Origin of the sequence: Pseudomonas sp. MEJ108, assembly GCF_030208985.1 — a bacterium.
Classification (GTDB): Bacteria; Pseudomonadota; Gammaproteobacteria; order Pseudomonadales; family Pseudomonadaceae; genus Aquipseudomonas; species Aquipseudomonas fragariae.
The window spans coordinates 37918-53980 of record NZ_JARVSW010000017.1; the positions used below are offsets into that span (position 1 = coordinate 37918).

General features: G+C 59.6%; 15 protein-coding genes. 5 read left to right on the forward strand and 10 right to left on the reverse strand.

Translation table 11 applies throughout. From position 1 onward, the window contains the following. Window positions 1–74: 74 nt before the first annotated feature. Both QRN50_RS09640 and rlmF read left to right on the forward strand, forming a co-directional pair. Window positions 75–2921, forward strand: a complete 2847-nt coding sequence (locus tag QRN50_RS09640) for a valine--tRNA ligase (protein WP_058398973.1) — start codon at window positions 75–77, stop codon at window positions 2919–2921. A 157-nt stretch (window positions 2922–3078) separates the two neighbouring features. After that, window positions 3079–4065, forward strand: coding sequence for a 23S rRNA (adenine(1618)-N(6))-methyltransferase RlmF (rlmF, locus tag QRN50_RS09645; RefSeq protein ID WP_004406708.1), 987 nt, complete (start codon window positions 3079–3081; stop codon window positions 4063–4065). A 797-nt stretch (window positions 4066–4862) separates the two neighbouring features. Here the strand turns inward: rlmF and QRN50_RS09650 are convergent. Continuing rightward, window positions 4863–5144 carry an HU family DNA-binding protein gene (locus QRN50_RS09650; RefSeq protein ID WP_004406710.1) on the reverse strand — a complete coding sequence of 94 codons (282 nt, stop codon included), beginning with the start codon at window positions 5142–5144 and terminating at the stop codon, window positions 4863–4865. A 393-nt stretch (window positions 5145–5537) separates the two neighbouring features. Here QRN50_RS09650 and yejK point away from each other — a divergent pair, with 393 nt between their 5' ends. Together yejK and QRN50_RS09660 are read left to right on the forward strand one after the other, a co-directional pair. Continuing rightward, complete coding sequence (yejK, locus tag QRN50_RS09655; RefSeq protein ID WP_004406712.1) at window positions 5538–6539, forward strand: nucleoid-associated protein YejK; 1002 nt, start codon at window positions 5538–5540, stop codon at window positions 6537–6539. Between the two features lie 5 nt (window positions 6540–6544). After that, on the forward strand, window positions 6545–6895 hold the full coding sequence (locus QRN50_RS09660; protein WP_004406715.1) for a glutaredoxin family protein: 351 nt from the start codon (window positions 6545–6547) through the stop codon (window positions 6893–6895). A 61-nt stretch (window positions 6896–6956) separates the two neighbouring features. Here QRN50_RS09660 and QRN50_RS09665 read toward each other — a convergent pair whose 3' ends face one another. The 4 genes from QRN50_RS09665 to QRN50_RS09680 form a co-directional block, all read right to left on the reverse strand. Next, window positions 6957–7889, reverse strand: a complete 933-nt coding sequence (locus QRN50_RS09665; RefSeq protein WP_024652203.1) for a glutathione S-transferase family protein — start codon at window positions 7887–7889, stop codon at window positions 6957–6959. Between the two features lie 64 nt (window positions 7890–7953). Further along, on the reverse strand, window positions 7954–8295 hold the full coding sequence (locus QRN50_RS09670; RefSeq protein ID WP_024652202.1) for a GIY-YIG nuclease family protein: 342 nt from the start codon (window positions 8293–8295) through the stop codon (window positions 7954–7956). Then, complete coding sequence (locus QRN50_RS09675; RefSeq protein ID WP_004406721.1) at window positions 8288–8779, reverse strand: nuclear transport factor 2 family protein; 492 nt, start codon at window positions 8777–8779, stop codon at window positions 8288–8290. Before QRN50_RS09675 ends, QRN50_RS09670 begins: the two co-directional genes overlap by 8 nt. A gap of 88 nt (window positions 8780–8867) precedes the next feature. Further along, window positions 8868–9311, reverse strand: a complete 444-nt coding sequence (locus tag QRN50_RS09680) for a winged helix-turn-helix transcriptional regulator (protein WP_060400539.1) — start codon at window positions 9309–9311, stop codon at window positions 8868–8870. A gap of 48 nt (window positions 9312–9359) precedes the next feature. On the opposite strand from QRN50_RS09680, the gene QRN50_RS09685 reads away from it, so the two are divergent. Continuing rightward, entirely contained in the window at window positions 9360–10298 is a 939-nt protein-coding gene (locus tag QRN50_RS09685) for an aromatic alcohol reductase (protein ID WP_060400538.1), read from the forward strand. Between the two features lie 42 nt (window positions 10299–10340). On the opposite strand, the gene QRN50_RS09690 is transcribed toward QRN50_RS09685, so the two are convergent. The 5 genes from QRN50_RS09690 to QRN50_RS09710 all read right to left on the reverse strand — a co-directional run bounded on the left by QRN50_RS09690 (window position 10341) and on the right by QRN50_RS09710 (window position 15901). Continuing rightward, the gene (locus QRN50_RS09690) at window positions 10341–11570 is read right to left on the reverse strand and encodes a CynX/NimT family MFS transporter (RefSeq protein ID WP_024652199.1); all 1230 of its coding nucleotides are present in this window, start codon (window positions 11568–11570) and stop codon (window positions 10341–10343) included. A gap of 167 nt (window positions 11571–11737) precedes the next feature. Further along, complete coding sequence (locus tag QRN50_RS09695; RefSeq protein ID WP_003408905.1) at window positions 11738–12502, reverse strand: amino acid ABC transporter ATP-binding protein; 765 nt, start codon at window positions 12500–12502, stop codon at window positions 11738–11740. Between the two features lie 10 nt (window positions 12503–12512). Continuing rightward, the gene (locus QRN50_RS09700; protein WP_011266808.1) at window positions 12513–13610 is read right to left on the reverse strand and encodes an amino acid ABC transporter permease; all 1098 of its coding nucleotides are present in this window, start codon (window positions 13608–13610) and stop codon (window positions 12513–12515) included. A 10-nt stretch (window positions 13611–13620) separates the two neighbouring features. Continuing rightward, window positions 13621–14802, reverse strand: coding sequence for an amino acid ABC transporter permease (locus tag QRN50_RS09705; protein ID WP_011266807.1), 1182 nt, complete (start codon window positions 14800–14802; stop codon window positions 13621–13623). A gap of 70 nt (window positions 14803–14872) precedes the next feature. After that, window positions 14873–15901, reverse strand: a complete 1029-nt coding sequence (locus QRN50_RS09710) for an amino acid ABC transporter substrate-binding protein (RefSeq protein WP_024642131.1) — start codon at window positions 15899–15901, stop codon at window positions 14873–14875. Between the last annotated feature and the right edge of the window lie 162 nt (window positions 15902–16063).

The following is a 16063-nucleotide window of genomic DNA, read 5'->3' on the forward strand; positions in this document are numbered from 1 at the left end:
TCCTGTGGCTTGTCGCTGGCCGTCAGGTCTATACTTACCGGTTTCCGAATCAATGCCACAGGTTCCCGCCGCGCATGGACAAGACTTACCAGCCGCACGCCATCGAAACTTCCTGGTACCAGACCTGGGAGTCCGAGAACTACTTCGCTCCGCAAGGCGTGGGTGACTCGTACACCATCATGATCCCGCCGCCGAACGTCACCGGCAGCCTGCACATGGGCCACGGTTTCAATAACGCGATCATGGATGCATTGGTCCGTTTCCGTCGCATGCAGGGCCGCAATACGCTGTGGCAACCGGGCACCGACCATGCGGGTATCGCCACGCAGATGCTGGTCGAGCGTCGTCTCGAAGCGCAAGGCGTAAGCCGTCATGAACTGGGCCGCGAGAAGTTTCTGGACAAGATCTGGGAATGGAAAGCCGAGTCCGGCGGCAACATCAGCCGCCAGATCCGCCGCCTGGGCTCGTCCGTCGACTGGAGCCGCGAGCGCTTCACCATGGACGACGGCCTGTCCGAAGCGGTAAAGGAAGCTTTCGTGCGTCTGCATGAAGACGGCCTGATCTACCGTGGCAAGCGCCTGGTCAACTGGGACACCAAGCTGCACACCGCCATTTCCGACCTCGAAGTGGAGAACCACGACGATAAGGGTCATCTGTGGAACCTGCGTTATCCACTGGCTGACGGCGCAAAGACCGCCGAAGGTCTGGATTACCTGATCGTGGCCACCACGCGCCCGGAAACCATGCTCGGTGATGCCGCCGTTGCGGTGAACCCGCAGGACGAGCGCTACAAGGCGCTGATCGGCAAGTTCGTCGAATTGCCTCTGGTAGGCCGCCGCATCCCGATCATCGCGGATGATTACTGCGATCCCGAGTTCGGCACCGGCTGCGTGAAAATCACCCCGGCCCACGATTTCAACGACTATGAAGTCGGCAAGCGCCACAACCTGCCGCTGCTGAACATCTTCGACAAGAATGCCAACGTATTGCCCGCCGCTCAGGTGTTCAACCTTGATGGCACATTGAACGAAAGCGTCGACGGCAGCCTGCCTGCAGCCTATGCCGGGCTGGATCGCTTCGAAGCGCGCAAACAGATCGTTGCCGCGTTCGACGCCGCCGGGTTGCTGGTCAGCGTTGATGATCACGCCCTGAAAGTGCCGAAAGGCGACCGTTCCGGCACCATCATCGAGCCGTGGCTGACCGATCAGTGGTACGTCTCCACCAAGCCGCTGGCCGAGCCTGCGATTGCCGCTGTCGAAGACGGCCGCATCGCGTTCGTGCCCAAGCAATACGAAAACATGTACTTCTCGTGGATGCGCGACATCCAGGACTGGTGCATCAGCCGTCAGCTCTGGTGGGGCCACCGGATTCCGGCGTGGTACGACGAATCCGGCAAGGTTTACGTCGGCCGCGACGAAGCCGAAGTCCGTGCCAAGAACAACCTTAGGCCGGAAGTCGCGCTGCAGCAGGACAACGACGTACTCGACACCTGGTTCAGCTCGGGCCTGTGGACCTTCTCCACGCTCGGCTGGCCGGAAAAGACCAAGGCACTGGAAACTTTCCACTCCACCGACGTGCTGGTCACCGGCTTCGATATCATTTTCTTCTGGGTCGCCCGGATGATCATGCTCACCATGCACTTGGTGAAGAACGAGGACGGCACGCCGCAAGTCCCGTTCAAGACTGTCTATGTGCATGGTCTGGTGCGCGATGGCCAGGGCCAGAAGATGTCCAAGTCCAAGGGCAACGTGCTTGACCCGCTGGACATCGTCGACGGTATCGACCTCGAAACGCTGGTAGAGAAACGCACCAGTGGCCTGATGCAGCCGCAACTGGCGAAAAAGATCGAGAAGCAGACCCGCCAGGAATTCGCCGACGGCATCGCCAGCTATGGCACCGATGCCCTGCGCTTTACCTTCTGCTCGCTGGCGTCCACCGGTCGCGACATCAAGTTCGACATGGGCCGCGTCGAAGGCTACCGCAACTTCTGCAACAAGATCTGGAACGCGGCGCGCTACGTACTGGACAAGGGCGAAGACTGCGGCCAGAACGGCGAAGCGGTCGAACTGTCGCTGGCCGATCGCTGGATCATCTCGCAGTTGCAGCGCACCGAAGCCGAAGTGACCCGCCAGCTGGATCAGTTCCGCTTCGACCTCGCCGCCCAGGCGTTGTACGAGTTCATCTGGAACCAGTATTGCGACTGGTATCTGGAACTGTCCAAGCCGGTACTGTGGGACGAGACAGCGCCGGTCGAGCGTCAGCGCGGCACACGCCGCACGCTGGTTCGCGTTCTGGAAGTCGCGTTGCGTCTTGCGCACCCGTTCATGCCGTTCATCACCGAAGAAATCTGGCAGCGCCTCGCGCCGCTGGCCGGTGCGCAAGGCAAGACCATCATGCTGCAACCCTGGCCGGTGGCTAATGACGCACGCATCGATCAGGCGGCCGAAGACGACATCGAATGGCTCAAGGGCCTGATGCTCGCCGTGCGTAACATCCGTGGCGAGATGAACATCGGTCCGGGCAAGCCGCTGCAACTGTTCCTCAAGAACGTCAGCGCCGAAGATCAGCGTCGTTTGAGCGAAAACGATTACCTGCTCAAGAAGCTCGCCAAGCTCGAATCCATGACCGTACTGACCGAAGGCGCAGAAGCACCGCTGTCCGCCACCGCCCTGGTCGGTGACATGGAAGTGCTGGTGCCGATGGCCGGGTTGATCGACAAAGGGGCCGAGCTGGCGCGCCTGGACAAGGAAATCCAGCGCCTGCAAGGCGAAGTGCAACGCGTCGGCGGCAAGCTGTCCAACGCCGCCTTCGTCGACAAGGCACCGCCTGAAGTCATCGCCAAGGAACGCGCCAAGCTGACCGAAGCCGAACAGGCGCTGGGCAAGCTGGCCGAGCAACACGCACGCATCGCCAGCCTGTAAGGTGGCCAGAAAAGCCAGCCCGATCATGGGCTGGCTTTTTGTTATCTGAACTTCTGTACTGACTTATTCGCGAGCAACGCGTACTACGCCAAAGGCGACGCTGCGCTTGCTCGCGAATAAGCCAGGCAACTCACCCTCACGGCTGACAATCGAATCCATGACCGATACCCGCAAACCACCGCGCAAGAAGCCTCAGCGGCCAGCCAAACCTGCTGCGCCGCGTGAAAAGGCCACCTTGCACCCGCGCAATCGGCATCAGGGCCAGTACGACTTTGCGAAGCTGATCAAATCCAGCCCCGAACTGGCAGCGTTCGTGATCCTCAACCCTTACGGCAAGGAAAGTATCGACTTCGCCAATCCGCAGGCGGTACGGGTGTTCAACCGCGCGCTGCTCAAGGCGTTCTATGGCATCGCCCATTGGGACATTCCGGCGGATTACCTGTGCCCGCCGATTCCGGGGCGTGCGGACTACCTGCACTTCCTCGCCGACCTGCTGGCCGAAGACAATGAAGGCGTGATACCACGCGGCGCATCCATCAAGGCGCTGGATATCGGCACCGGCGCCAATTGCATCTACCCGTTGTTGGGGCATAGCGACTATGGCTGGCAGTTCGTGGGTTCGGACATTGACAGCACCGCCATCGCCGCAGCCACCACGATTGTGAAGGCCAACGGCCTCAGCAAGGCCATCAGCGTGCGCCAGCAGGCCAATCGCAAGCAGATCCTGCTCGGGCTGCTCGACAGTAGCGAACGCTTCCACGTCAGCCTCTGCAACCCGCCCTTCCATGCCTCGCTGGAAGAAGCGCAGCGTGGCAGCCAGCGCAAGTGGCGGGCGCTGGGCAAGGCTGATCCCAAGCGCAAGCTGCCGGTGCTCAATTTCGGTGGACAGTCGCAGGAGTTGTGGTGCGACGGCGGCGAGATCGGCTTCATAACGCAGTTGATCCAGGAAAGCGCCTTGCTGCCGAGCCAGGTGGCGTGGTTCAGCACACTGGTGTCCAAGGCCTCCAACCTGCCGCCGATCCACAGCGCCCTGAAAAAAGCCGGCGCGCTGGAAGTGAAGGTCGTGGAAATGGGCCAGGGCCAGAAGCAAAGTCGTTTTGTGGCCTGGACCTTCCTCGACAAGGCACAGCGCGCACCAGGCTGACTCGACTATCGTGAACACGCGCCTAATCTCGACTATCGTGCGACTCCACAGCGACATGCCTTAACCTCGACTATCGTGCGACGCTCCGCGTCGGCATGCCGTTCTGGACGCTCTGCGTCCTCTCTTGAGTATGCAGTGCGGCACAGTTCTGTGACGCAGAGCGTCACGCAAGGCATTCCCACGCTGGAGCGTGAGGAACGATAATCTCAACTATCGTGCGACGCCGCGTCGGCAGGCCGTAATCTCGACTATCGTGCGACTCCGCAGCGACATGCCTTAACCTCGACTATCGTGCGACTCCGCAGCGACATGCCTTAACCTCGACTATCGTGCGACTCCGCAGCGACATGCCTTAACCTCGACTATCGTGCGACGCTCCGCGTCGGCATGCCGTTCTGGACGCTCTGCGTCCTCTCTTGAATATGCAGTGCGGCACAGATCTGTGACGCAGAGCGTCACGCAAGGCATTCCCACGCTGGAGCGTGAGGAACGATAATCTCAACTATCGTGCGACGCCGCGTCGGCAGGCCGTAATCTCGACTATCGTGCGACGCTCCGCGTCGGCATGCCGTTCTGGACGCTCTGCGTCCTCTCTTGAGTATGCAGTGCGGCACAGATCTGTGACGCGGAGCGTCACGCAAGGCATTCCCACGCTGTGGAGCGTGAGGAACGATAGGCGTCTGGAGGACCGTTCTGGACGCTCTGCGTCCGACTTTGCGGGAGGTGTCCAATCAGGCGCCCACAAAAAAGCCGTGCCCGGTTAACCGGGGCACGGCTTTTTCACAGCAAGCGGTTGCTTACTTGTTGATCGAGTCGGTCAGCACTTTGGCTGGTACGAACTTGATAACTTTCTTGGCAGCGATTTCGATGGCAGCGCCAGTCGAAGGGTTGCGGCCAGTGCGAGCTGGACGCTCTGCAACTTTCAGTTTGCCGATACCTGGCAAAGTGATTTCCACGCCGTTTTCCAATTGGTCGGCAACAATTTGGCCCAATTGCTCAAGAGCATTACGCGCGGTGGTTTTTGGCGCTTCGATAGATTCAGCGATATCGGCGATCAATTGGTCTTTAGTAAGAGCCATGGTGGTGTTCCTTCCCTATCAAATTCATTTGGATTGCAGAGCGCAACGTCGGCCCGTGGCCAGGCAACGAACCTGGCCACCCGCTAGCAGCCACGATTAATCGCGAAAGTGTAGATACTGAAACCGGGTAATGGTTCGACCTACGTGTGCGCTAACTGCACGCTTGACGCGCTAAGTGCGCAAGACCGCGCAAAACTAGCACAGAGCCGGGCAAATATCCGCCTCTACCTATCCTTTTGGTCAGGTTTTAATGTTAATTGCACAAAAAATACCCAGCAAACACTCGCTGCTGGCGAAAACCAGCCCGTCCGGGGCCATCAGGCGCATGCGTGCGTTACACTGGGCATCTTGCAACGAGCTGCACGCTCTTCACCTTTTTCAGCCGAGAAGCCCATGCCGATCCGTCACTGCATCGTCCACCTGATCGAGAAGAAACCCGACGGTACGCCCGCTGTTCTCCATGCACGCGACTCCGAACTCGCTGAGTCCCAGGCCATCGAGAACATGCTGGCCGACCTCAACGAAAGCTATAACGCCAAACAGGGCAAGGCATGGGGCCTGTTCCATCCCGAGTCCGGCGCACATCCATTCAGTGGCTGGCTGAAGGAATACATCGACGGCGGCAGCGACTTCACGGCGTTCTCCCGGGTGGCAGTCGAGCATCTGCAAAAGCTCATGGAAGAATCCAATCTGTCAGTGGGTGGCCACGTGCTGTTCGCCCATTATCAGCAAGGCATGACCGACTACCTGGCCATCGCCCTGCTGCACCACAGCGAAGGCGTGGCAGTGAATGCCGAACTGGACGTGACCCCGTCCCGGCACCTGGACCTTGGTCAGTTGCACCTCGCCGCCCGAATCAATATTTCCGAGTGGCAGAACAACAAGCAGTCCAAGCAATACATTTCGTTCATCAAGGGCAAGAACGGCAAGAAGGTTTCCGAGTACTTCCGCGACTTCATCGGTTGCCAGGAAGGCGTGGATGGCCCCGGCGAAACCCGCACGCTGCTCAAGGCGTTCAGCGATTTCGTCGAAAGCGAAGACCTGCCGGAAGAATCGGCCCGCGAGAAGACCAAGACTCTGGTCGACTACGCCAGCAGTCAGAGCAAGATGGGCGAACCGATGGGCCTGGAGGAACTGTCAGAGCTGATCGACGAAGAGCGTCCGCGTGCCTTCTACGATCACATTCGCAACAAGGATTACGGCCTGTCCCCGGAAATACCGGCGGATAAGCGCACCCTCAACCAGTTCCGCCGCTTCACCGGCCGCGCCGAGGGCCTGTCGATCAGTTTTGAAGCCCACCTGCTGGGCGACAAGATCGAATACGACGAAAGCGCCGGTACCCTGATCATCAAAGGGCTGCCGACGCAACTGACCGACCAGTTGAAGCGACGGTAACCGAGATGCTGCTGCGTACCCTCAAGAAGTTTGCCCTGATCATGCTGGTGGTCGTGATTTACCAGAACTGGGGCAGGATCGAGCACTTCGTCAACCCGCCCCCGGCAGACGTCGCACAGAGCTACAGCCAGGCCAAAGTGGTGATGTACGCCACTGACTGGTGCGGCTACTGCAAGCAGACCCGGCGTTTTCTGGACAGCAAGGGGATTGCGTATCAGGAGTTCGACATCGAGAAGTCGGAAGAAGGCCGCAAGGCCTATGAAGCGCTGGGTGGCAGAGGCATCCCGCTGATCGACGTCAACGGCACACTGATCCGGGGGTTTGACCCGGATCAGATACTGGCGGCGTTGAAGTAACCCGCCTGGCTAGCGTGCCAACGCTCCGCGTCCTCTTTGCGACGCAGAGCATCGTTGAACCTCAGCGCTTCTCGATCCGATAGCCCATTCTCGGGAAGTGTACGTGCACGACACCGGCACGCTCGTCCTCGCGGCGCAGGATGAGCTCTTCGCGGCCGTTAAATACCAGCTCGCCCTCAACCGCTTCGACGCCATAGTCGACCGCAGAAACCGCAACCTTTTCACCTGCCTTGAAGCCATTTGGATCGACGAGAGTTTCATCGGGCAATGGCGCAGGCGTGGCGTTTCTGGCGATTTCGATGGCATCTGCCGAGCTCAGGTCGCTGAACGTGCCATGACCAAAACCCAGCACACGATCGAGCCAGGCCCTGACACTCGGATACTCATCTACAAAGGGTGCGGTCACCGGCGTCTGCTTGAGAAACCACAACGTATGGGCAACCGAGAAATCGGCAATCGACGCTACGCCGAACAGGAAGTCACCGCCGTGCGAGAGTTGCAGCTCCAGGCGTGACATCAGAGTGGGCCATTGGTGCTTGACCTGCTCCACAGGCGGGCGCGACGCAGTGCCGCCGTTGAACAGCGTCGAACGGTCGGCGACGAAGGCCTTGGCGGCGTCTGGCGGCACCTTGGCGAAGCGCACAGCCATTGATTCAGGCTGAAATACCAGACTCACGGCATGCATGAACAGCACCGAGTCGGCCCAGGCGGCCAGGCCGGCAACCGTGAACTCCTGCCCCTTCGGGTAAAACGCTGGCGAGGCTTTTTCCTGCTCCAGACGCCGCGCCATCAGTGCCGTATCACAGTAGATGTCCGCTCCGGCCTGCAATACCGGGGTTCTGCGATAACCGCCGGTCAATGCAGTCAGGTCAGGCTTGGGCATGATCGAAGGGATAGTCACCGAACGCCATGTGAGGCCTTTGAAACCCAGCATCAGACGGGCTTTTTCGGCGAACAGCGACGTGGGGTAGTGGTGAAGGATCAACTCGGACATGTTCAGCCTCTGTGCACATGGGAAAAACACAGCTTAACCCGCAGTACCCTGGCCGCCCACGACCTCAAACTGATGGGACACCATCACGCGCATGGATCGGTGACATTACGTAGCTGGCAGCCAACGCCTCTTTGGCGCTTTTTTTCAGCTTCTTGATCAGCCGCTCATGGCGTAACGCCTCGCCCTTGCTGGGCCATTGTTCAACGTAGACCAGCGCCATCGCCGGACTCGAAGAGAAAAAGCGCGCGCCCTTGCCGCTCTGGTGCGCAGCGAACCGCCGCTGCGGATCATCACTGATGCCACAGTACAGCGAGCCGTTGGCAGCGCGCACCAGATAGACAAACCAGGGTTTGCCGACCGCCTGTTCGGCAGTCGACGCACTGGCGGTGCAGGCGACCTCAGGCACGGCGGCTCTCTGAAAAGGTCTTCAGGCCCTTGAGCGCCTGAGCCCTGACGGCGTTGCGCACCAAAGGCGTCCAGCCAAGCAGCAGGCCCTTCAAACCCAGGGCCTGGCGCGACCAGCGCCACATATCGAAATGATCGCGATGCTCGCAGATCCTGCCATCACGAAACACGAAACGGGCCTGAATATCGTTGACCACCGTGCGCCCGGTCTGACTGAACAGGTACGTCGCCACCCAGTGCGCACTGCCAGTCTGGTCATCGGCTCGCACCTGATCGAAGACCACCGAAAAATTCTTTGCCCGGGAAGTCAGCATGCGCCACATGTCACCGACCTGAGCACCGCGCAATTCACCAAAGGCAGGGTCGCTGAACAACACGTCATCGGTATAGCAGGCACTCATCGCCTCGGCATCCAGCTGCGCAAACGCCTCATAAAACCGGGTGATCAGTGCGCTGTTGGCCTGACTTTGTTCTTCGTAGTTCATGCGTGCACATCCCTTGGCGAATTATTCGTGCACGATAAGCGGCGCCGAAGAAAATGGCGAGGGGTTGATGGCGCATCAGCCATCACGTTTACCTGTCCAGATAACGATTTCGCGCCGCACTGAACGCCTCCGAATTTTCAATCACCCAAGTCCACAGCGGAATCATCTGTACCAGCAGCCCCATGCCCAGGTCGGTCAACGAATATTCCACCCTGAGCGGCTTCTCGCGGTAGTCGTGGCGGGTGATCAACCCGTCCTGTTCGAGCTGGCGCAAGGTATGAGTGAGCATGCGCTGAGTGACACCGTGCAGTTTTCGGCGCAATTGGGCGTGGCGCAAAGGGCTGCTGACGCCAAGGGCATGGACCACGCCCAATGACCAGCGATTACCGGCGTGGCCGAGAATGTCACGCTTGAGACCATCCTCATCATCGCTGAGCGCAGCACAGACCGCTTCGGAGCGTCTGACCACTTCCTGCGCGTCCAGCCCGCCCGGTATCACCGATGTGCCTACTTTTTGTATGTCGACAGGCATGCCAGCATCTCTCCCGCCTGAATTGAAAGGCTGTCCAAAGGGATCACCATGCAAGCCGATAACGCAAACGTCAAACAACGCATTCTGGTAATAGGTGCAGGAGAGCTTGGGCTCGCGGTGTTGCGAGGGCTGGTCGAGAAAGCCGGGGCACATGGCTTGAGCATTGCCGTGCTGCTACGCCAGAGCAGCTTGAGCACTCAGGCGCCTGCCAAGCGTGTGGAAATCGAAGAAATCCGCGCGCTGGACATTGCCATCGAAACAGCCGATCTGGCCGTTGCCAGCGTGGACGAACTTGCCACTGTCATGACGCGCTACGACACGGTAATCAGCTGTGCGGGGTTTGCCGCTGGCCGGGGCACTCAACGCAAACTGACCGATGCAGCGCTCAAGGCCGGCATAAAACGCTACCTGCCCTGGCAGTTCGGCGTTGACTACGACCTTATCGGCCGGGGCAGCCCTCAGGATCTGTTCGATGAACAACTCGATGTGCGAGAAAAGCTGCGCGCCCAGCAGCGCACCGAATGGGTGATCGTTTCGACCGGCATGTTTACAAGCTTCCTGTTCGATCCCGCGTTCGGTGTCGTCGATCTGCAAGGCGGGCGGATCAATGCGCTGGGCAGCCTCGATACTGCCGTGACAGTCACGACCGCAGAGGACATTGGCAGGCTGACTGCTGCCATCGTGATGCACGAGCCGCGCATCGTGAATCAGGTGGTGTACACCGCTGGCGACACATTGACGTACGCCGGGCTGGCCGATCTGGTGGAGCGTGTCACGGGGCGCGACATCGAGCGGCACGTATGGAGTGTTGCGCAGTTGCAAGCTGATCTGACGGAAATGCCGGATGACAATCTGGGCAAATACCGGGCAGTCTTTGCCATGGGCCGAGGCGTGGCATGGGACGTCGCCAGTACCTACAACGCGAAATCAGGGCTGAGCGTCACCCGTGCCGAACAATGGGCACGGGCCAATCTGACCCAGACCTGAAGCAACTCAAGCCCGGGTCGCACGATCATCAATCATCGAACATCAAACCTTCTCGCTACTGACCTGCACCTGCAGCGCCCGACCGGCGCCCATGCCCGCGATGATGGCGCCCAGCCCGAGTACCGCGAAGATCCAGCCAATCGCGCTCCAGCTGCCGGTCATGTCATGCACCACGCCCACGGCAAACGGGCCGGTCGAGGCGATGGTGTAGCCGACGCCTTGCGCCATGCTCGACAGGTTGGCGGCGACATGTGAGTCGCGCGAGCGCAGGACGATCAAGGCCAGCGCCAGACTGAACGTGCCGCCCTGCCCGATCCCCAGCAGGATCGCCCAGCCCCACAGCCCGCCAAGCGGCGCATACAGGCAGCCGAACAGACCGATCAGGGTCAGCGACATGACCAGCATGATCGCCAGACGCTGATCCTTGCCGCGTGTGGCCAGATAAGGCACCGCCAGCGCGCTGATGACCTGCGCAATGATCGAGCCGGACAGCAGCAGGCCGGCCTGGGTGGGCGTCAGGCCGCGACCGATGAGGATCGACGGCAACCAGCCGAAGACGATGTACGACAGCGACGATTGCAGGCCCATGTACAGCGTGACCTGCCAGGCCAGCGGGTCACGCAACAAACCACGGACCCGGTAAACATCGCGATGCGTGCCATGCACTTCACGCGCCTGCGGAAACCATAATGCGGCGGCAATCAGTGCCGGAACCAGCCAGAAACCCAGGCCAATCTGCCAACTGCCACCCACGTACTGACTGAGCGGCACCGTCGAACCGGCTGCAATGGCCGCGCCCAGGCACAAGGCCATGGTGTAGACACCGGTCATGGCTCCGGCCTTGTGCGGAAAATCACGTTTGACGATACCCGGCAGCAACACGCCGATGATTCCGATGCTCGCACCCGCCAGCAGGCTGCCGCCAAACAGCCCGACCTGACCAAACAGACTGCGCACTGCCAAGCCTGCAGCCAGTGTCAGAAGCACCACCATGACCACCCGCTCACTGCCAAACCGGCGGGCGAGGATCGGTGCGAGCGGCGCGAACAGGCCCAGGCACAAAACCGGCAAGGTGGTCAGCAGTCCGGCCTCGGCAGCGGACATGCCCAGGCTGTCGGACACCGTGTCAAGCAGCGGCGCAATGCTGGACAACGCCGGGCGCAGGTTGAGGGCGACCAGCACCAGACCCAGCAGCAACAGCCAGGGGCGCTTCAAGGCAGAATGAGGTTGATCGGCAGTCGGTTGGGGGCTGAGTTGAGCCTTGGCAGTCATCAGTTTCTCGGTCATCAAGTATGTCGACCCTTTTCAGGGGGGCGGTATCCTGTTGGAGAATCATCGCGAATACAAGGTTCAGATCAATTGCATACAACCCACACAGCAACGACAGGCATAAAAAAACCGGGCACAGGGCCCGGTTTCCTTGTTCAGCAGAAGTCCACTCAGTGGATGATCTGACTGAGGAACAGCTTGGTACGGTCGCTCTGCGGGTTATCGAAGAAGTCGTTCGGCGCGGCCTGTTCGACGATTTCGCCCTTGTCCATGAAGATCACCCGGTTTGCCACGGTACGGGCAAAGCCCATTTCGTGGGTCACGCACAGCATGGTCATGCCTTCTTCAGCCAGACCGACCATGGTGTCGAGCACTTCCTTGACCATTTCCGGGTCAAGGGCCGACGTCGGTTCATCGAACAGCATGATTTTCGGCTTCATGCACAAGGCACGGGCAATCGCCACACGCTGCTGCTGACCACCGGAAAGCTGACCCGGAAACTTGTGGGCCTGCTCCGGAATCCGCACACGCTCCAGATAGTGCATGGCGATTTCTTCGGCTTTCTTCTTCGGCATCTTGCGCACCCACATCGGTGCCAAGGTGCAGTTCTGCAGGATGGTCAGGTGCGGGAACAGGTTGAAGTGCTGAAACACCATGCCCACTTCGCGGCGGATGGTCTCGATCTGCTTGAGGTCCGAGGTCAGTTCGGTGCCATCGACAATGATGCGACCCTGCTGGTGCTCTTCCAGACGGTTGAGGCAGCGAATGGTGGTCGACTTGCCCGAGCCCGACGGGCCGCACAGCACGATACGTTCACCCTGGCGCACATTCAGGTTGATGTCCTTGAGTACATGGAACTGGCCGTACCACTTGTGTACGCCCTCCATGCGGATCATGCCTTCAGCGCCCAGAGGCTTATTGATAACTTCACTCATCACAAAACTCCTAACGCTTGTGGCCTGTGTCCAGCTTACGTTCCAAATGCATGGAATAGCGGGACATACCGAAACAGAAGATCCAGAACACCAGGGCCGCGAAGACGTAGCCTTCAGTGGCCATACCCAGCCATGCCGGGTCGGCGGTAGCCTGCTTGACGCTGTTGAGCAGGTCGAACAGACCGATAATGATCACCAGACTGGTGTCCTTGAACAAGGCAATGAAGGTGTTGACGATGCCGGGAATGACCATCTTCAACGCCTGCGGCAGGATCACCAGACCCATGCTGCGCCAGTAACCCAGGCCCATCGCCGAGGCAGCTTCGTACTGGCCCTTGGGAATGGCCTGCATGCCGCCACGCACCACTTCAGCGATGTACGCCGACTGGAACAGGATGACGCCGATCAGCGCACGCAGCAGCTTGTCGAAGTTCATGCCCTCTGGCATGAACAGCGGCAGCATCACCGACGACATGAACAGCACGGTGATCAGCGGCACGCCGCGCCAGAACTCGATGAAGGTCACGCACACCACACGCACGGCCGGCATGTTGGAACGACGACCGAGCGCCAGCAGGATACCCAGCGGCAAGGCACCGACGATACCCACGGTGGCGATCACCAGGGTCAGCATCAGACCGCCCCACTGGCTGGTCGGTACGTTGGTCAGACCGAACGCGCCGCCATGCAGCAGGTAGAACGCGACAACCGGGTAGATCACCAGGAAGGCAATACCGTAGACAGCCTTGCGCGGAAACTTCGAGATGAACAGCGGCGCAGCGCCGACGATCGCCAGGATGGCGGTCAGGTCGACCCTCCAGCGCAGTTCATTGGGGAAGTAGCCATACATGAACTGACCGAAGCGCTGCTCGATGAACACCCAGCAGGCGCCCGCCTTGGTGCAGTCTGCCTTGGTCGTGCCGATCCAGTTGGCGTCCAGCAGGGCCCAACTGATGATCGGTGGTACGACCAGATAGATCAGATACAGCGAGAACAGGGTCAGCAGGGTGTTGATCCAGCTGGAGAACAGGTTCTGCCGCATCCACGCCATCGGGCCGAACACTTTGCCCGGTGGTGGCATATCAGGTTTGAAAGTATGAGTTGTCATGCGCTTTTCCTCACCGCTCGATCAGCGCAATGCGCTTGTTGTACCAGTTCATCAGCAGGGAAATGCTGATACTGATCGCCAGGTACACGCTCATGGTGATGGCAATGACTTCAATGGCCTGCCCGGTCTGGTTGAGCACCGTACCGGCGAACAGGGAAACCATTTCCGGGTAGCCGATGGCGGCTGCCAGCGAAGAGTTCTTCGCCAGGTTCAGGAACTGACTGGTCAGCGGCGGAATGATCACGCGCAGCGCCTGCGGGATGATCACCTTGCGCAGCGTCGGCCCAGGGCGCAGGCCCAATGAGCGAGCAGCTTCGGTCTGGCCATGGCTGACCGACTTGATGCCGGAACGCACGATTTCAGCGATGAACGCCGCCGTATAGATAGTCAGTGCCAGGGTCAGGGAGATCAGTTCAGGGATCAGCACCCAGCCGCCCGAGAAATTGAAGCCCTTCAGCTGCGGCAGCTCCCAATGCACCGGGCTGCCGAAGATCAGCATGCTCAGACCGGGGATAACCAGCAACAACGCCAGGCCGACCCAGAACTTGTGAAACGGCTGGCCGGTGGCTTCGAAGCGCTTGTTGGCCCAGCGCACCATCATCACGATGGCGATCACGGCAACCACCAGACTGATCAGGAATGCCCAGGCGCCTTCGGCAGGCAATGCTCTGGGCATGTTGAGCCCGCGGCTGCTGACGAAGAACATGTCCAGATAGCCATGCGCCTGACGCGGACCAGGCAGCGTGAGGAATACGGCGGTATACCAGAAAAGGATCTGCAGCAATGGCGGAATGTTGCGGAAGACTTCGACATACACGGTGGCCAGCTTGCTGATCATCCAGTTCGGAGACAGGCGAGCGACACCAATGACAAAGCCCAGCAAGGTCGCCAGGACAATACCGATAACCGACACCAGCAAGGTATTCAGCAGGCCGATGACGAACACACGGGCATAGCTGTCCGCTTCGCTGTAGTCGATCAGGTGCTGAGCGATACCGAAACCGGCACTGTTCTCAAGAAAACCGAAACCCGAGGTAATACCACGGTGTTGCAGGTTGGTCTGGGTGTTGTCGAAAATGAACCAGCCCAACGCGATCACCGCCACGACAGTGATGATCTGAAATAACCACGCGCGCACTTTCGGATCGCTCAGAGAGAGCTTTTGCTTGGGTGCGACGATTTGCTTTTCCATGAAATGCCCCAGGAAAAATCCAACAGAACAACGCCCGACAGGCTGGGAAGCCTGTCGGGCGCCGGGTCAATCAACGAATAGGTGGAGCGTACTGGATGCCACCGGCATTCCACAGAGCGTTCTGGCCACGCTTGATTTTCAGCGGGGTGCCTTCGCCCAGGTTGCGTTCGAACACTTCGCCGTAGTTGCCGACCTGCTTGACGATCTGCACGACCCAGTCTTTCTCGAGCTTCAGGTCTTTGCCGTAAGTGCCGTCTGCGCCGAGCATACGGGCTACGTCAGGGTTCTTGGTCGACTTGGCTTCAGCTTCAACGTTCTTGGAAGTGATTTTGGCTTCCTCGGCATTGAGCATGGCGAACAGGGTCCAGCGCACGATCGAGAACCAGTCTTCGTCGCCTTTACGCACGACAGGGCCCAGAGGCTCCTTGGAGATCACTTCAGGCAGCACGATGTAATCGTCCGGCTTGGCCAGCTTGCTGCGCTGCGCGTAAAGTTGCGACTGGTCGGAAGTCAGCACGTCGCAACGGCCGCCTTCCAGCGACTTGGCGCTTTCGTCGGAGGTGTCGAAGGTGATCGGGGTGTATTTCAGGCCGTTCGAGCGGAAGTAGTCGGAGACGTTCAGCTCGGTAGTGGTACCGGCCTGGATGCAGATGGTTGCACCGTCCAGTTCCTTGGCGCTCTTGACGCCCAGCTTGTTGTTTACCAGGAAGCCGATACCGTCGTAGTAAGTCACGCCGGTGAACACCAGGCCCATGCCCGCGTCGCGGGAGCTGGTCCAGGTGGTGTTACGCGAAAGGATGTCGATCTCGCCCGATTGCAGTGCGGTGAAGCGCTCCTTGGCGTTCAACTGGCTGAACTTGACCTTGGTGGCGTCGCCGAATACTGCGGCGGCTACTGCGCGGCAGACGTCAGCATCGATACCGGTGATCTTGCCGGTAGAGTCCGGAACGGAAAACCCTGGCAGGCCATCGCTGACGCCGCACTGGATAAAACCTTTCTTCTTGATAGCGTCAAGGGTGGTACCGGCGTTTGCAGCCCCGATCACACCAAATGCGGCCAAGGCAGTGACGACAGCCACGGTGGATTTCAACATCTTCATTCAAAAACCTCCAGTTTGCTCTTTGTTGTGTAGGTGTTTCAGTCGCGTCGCACCTTTGTGAGGCGCTAATGACCCGTGCTGGCTTATTTTTGGGTCATGCGACGCTGGGCCTGAATCATGAATTGCCTGCAGGATCATCCCGTCATTCGTCTTCATGATTCA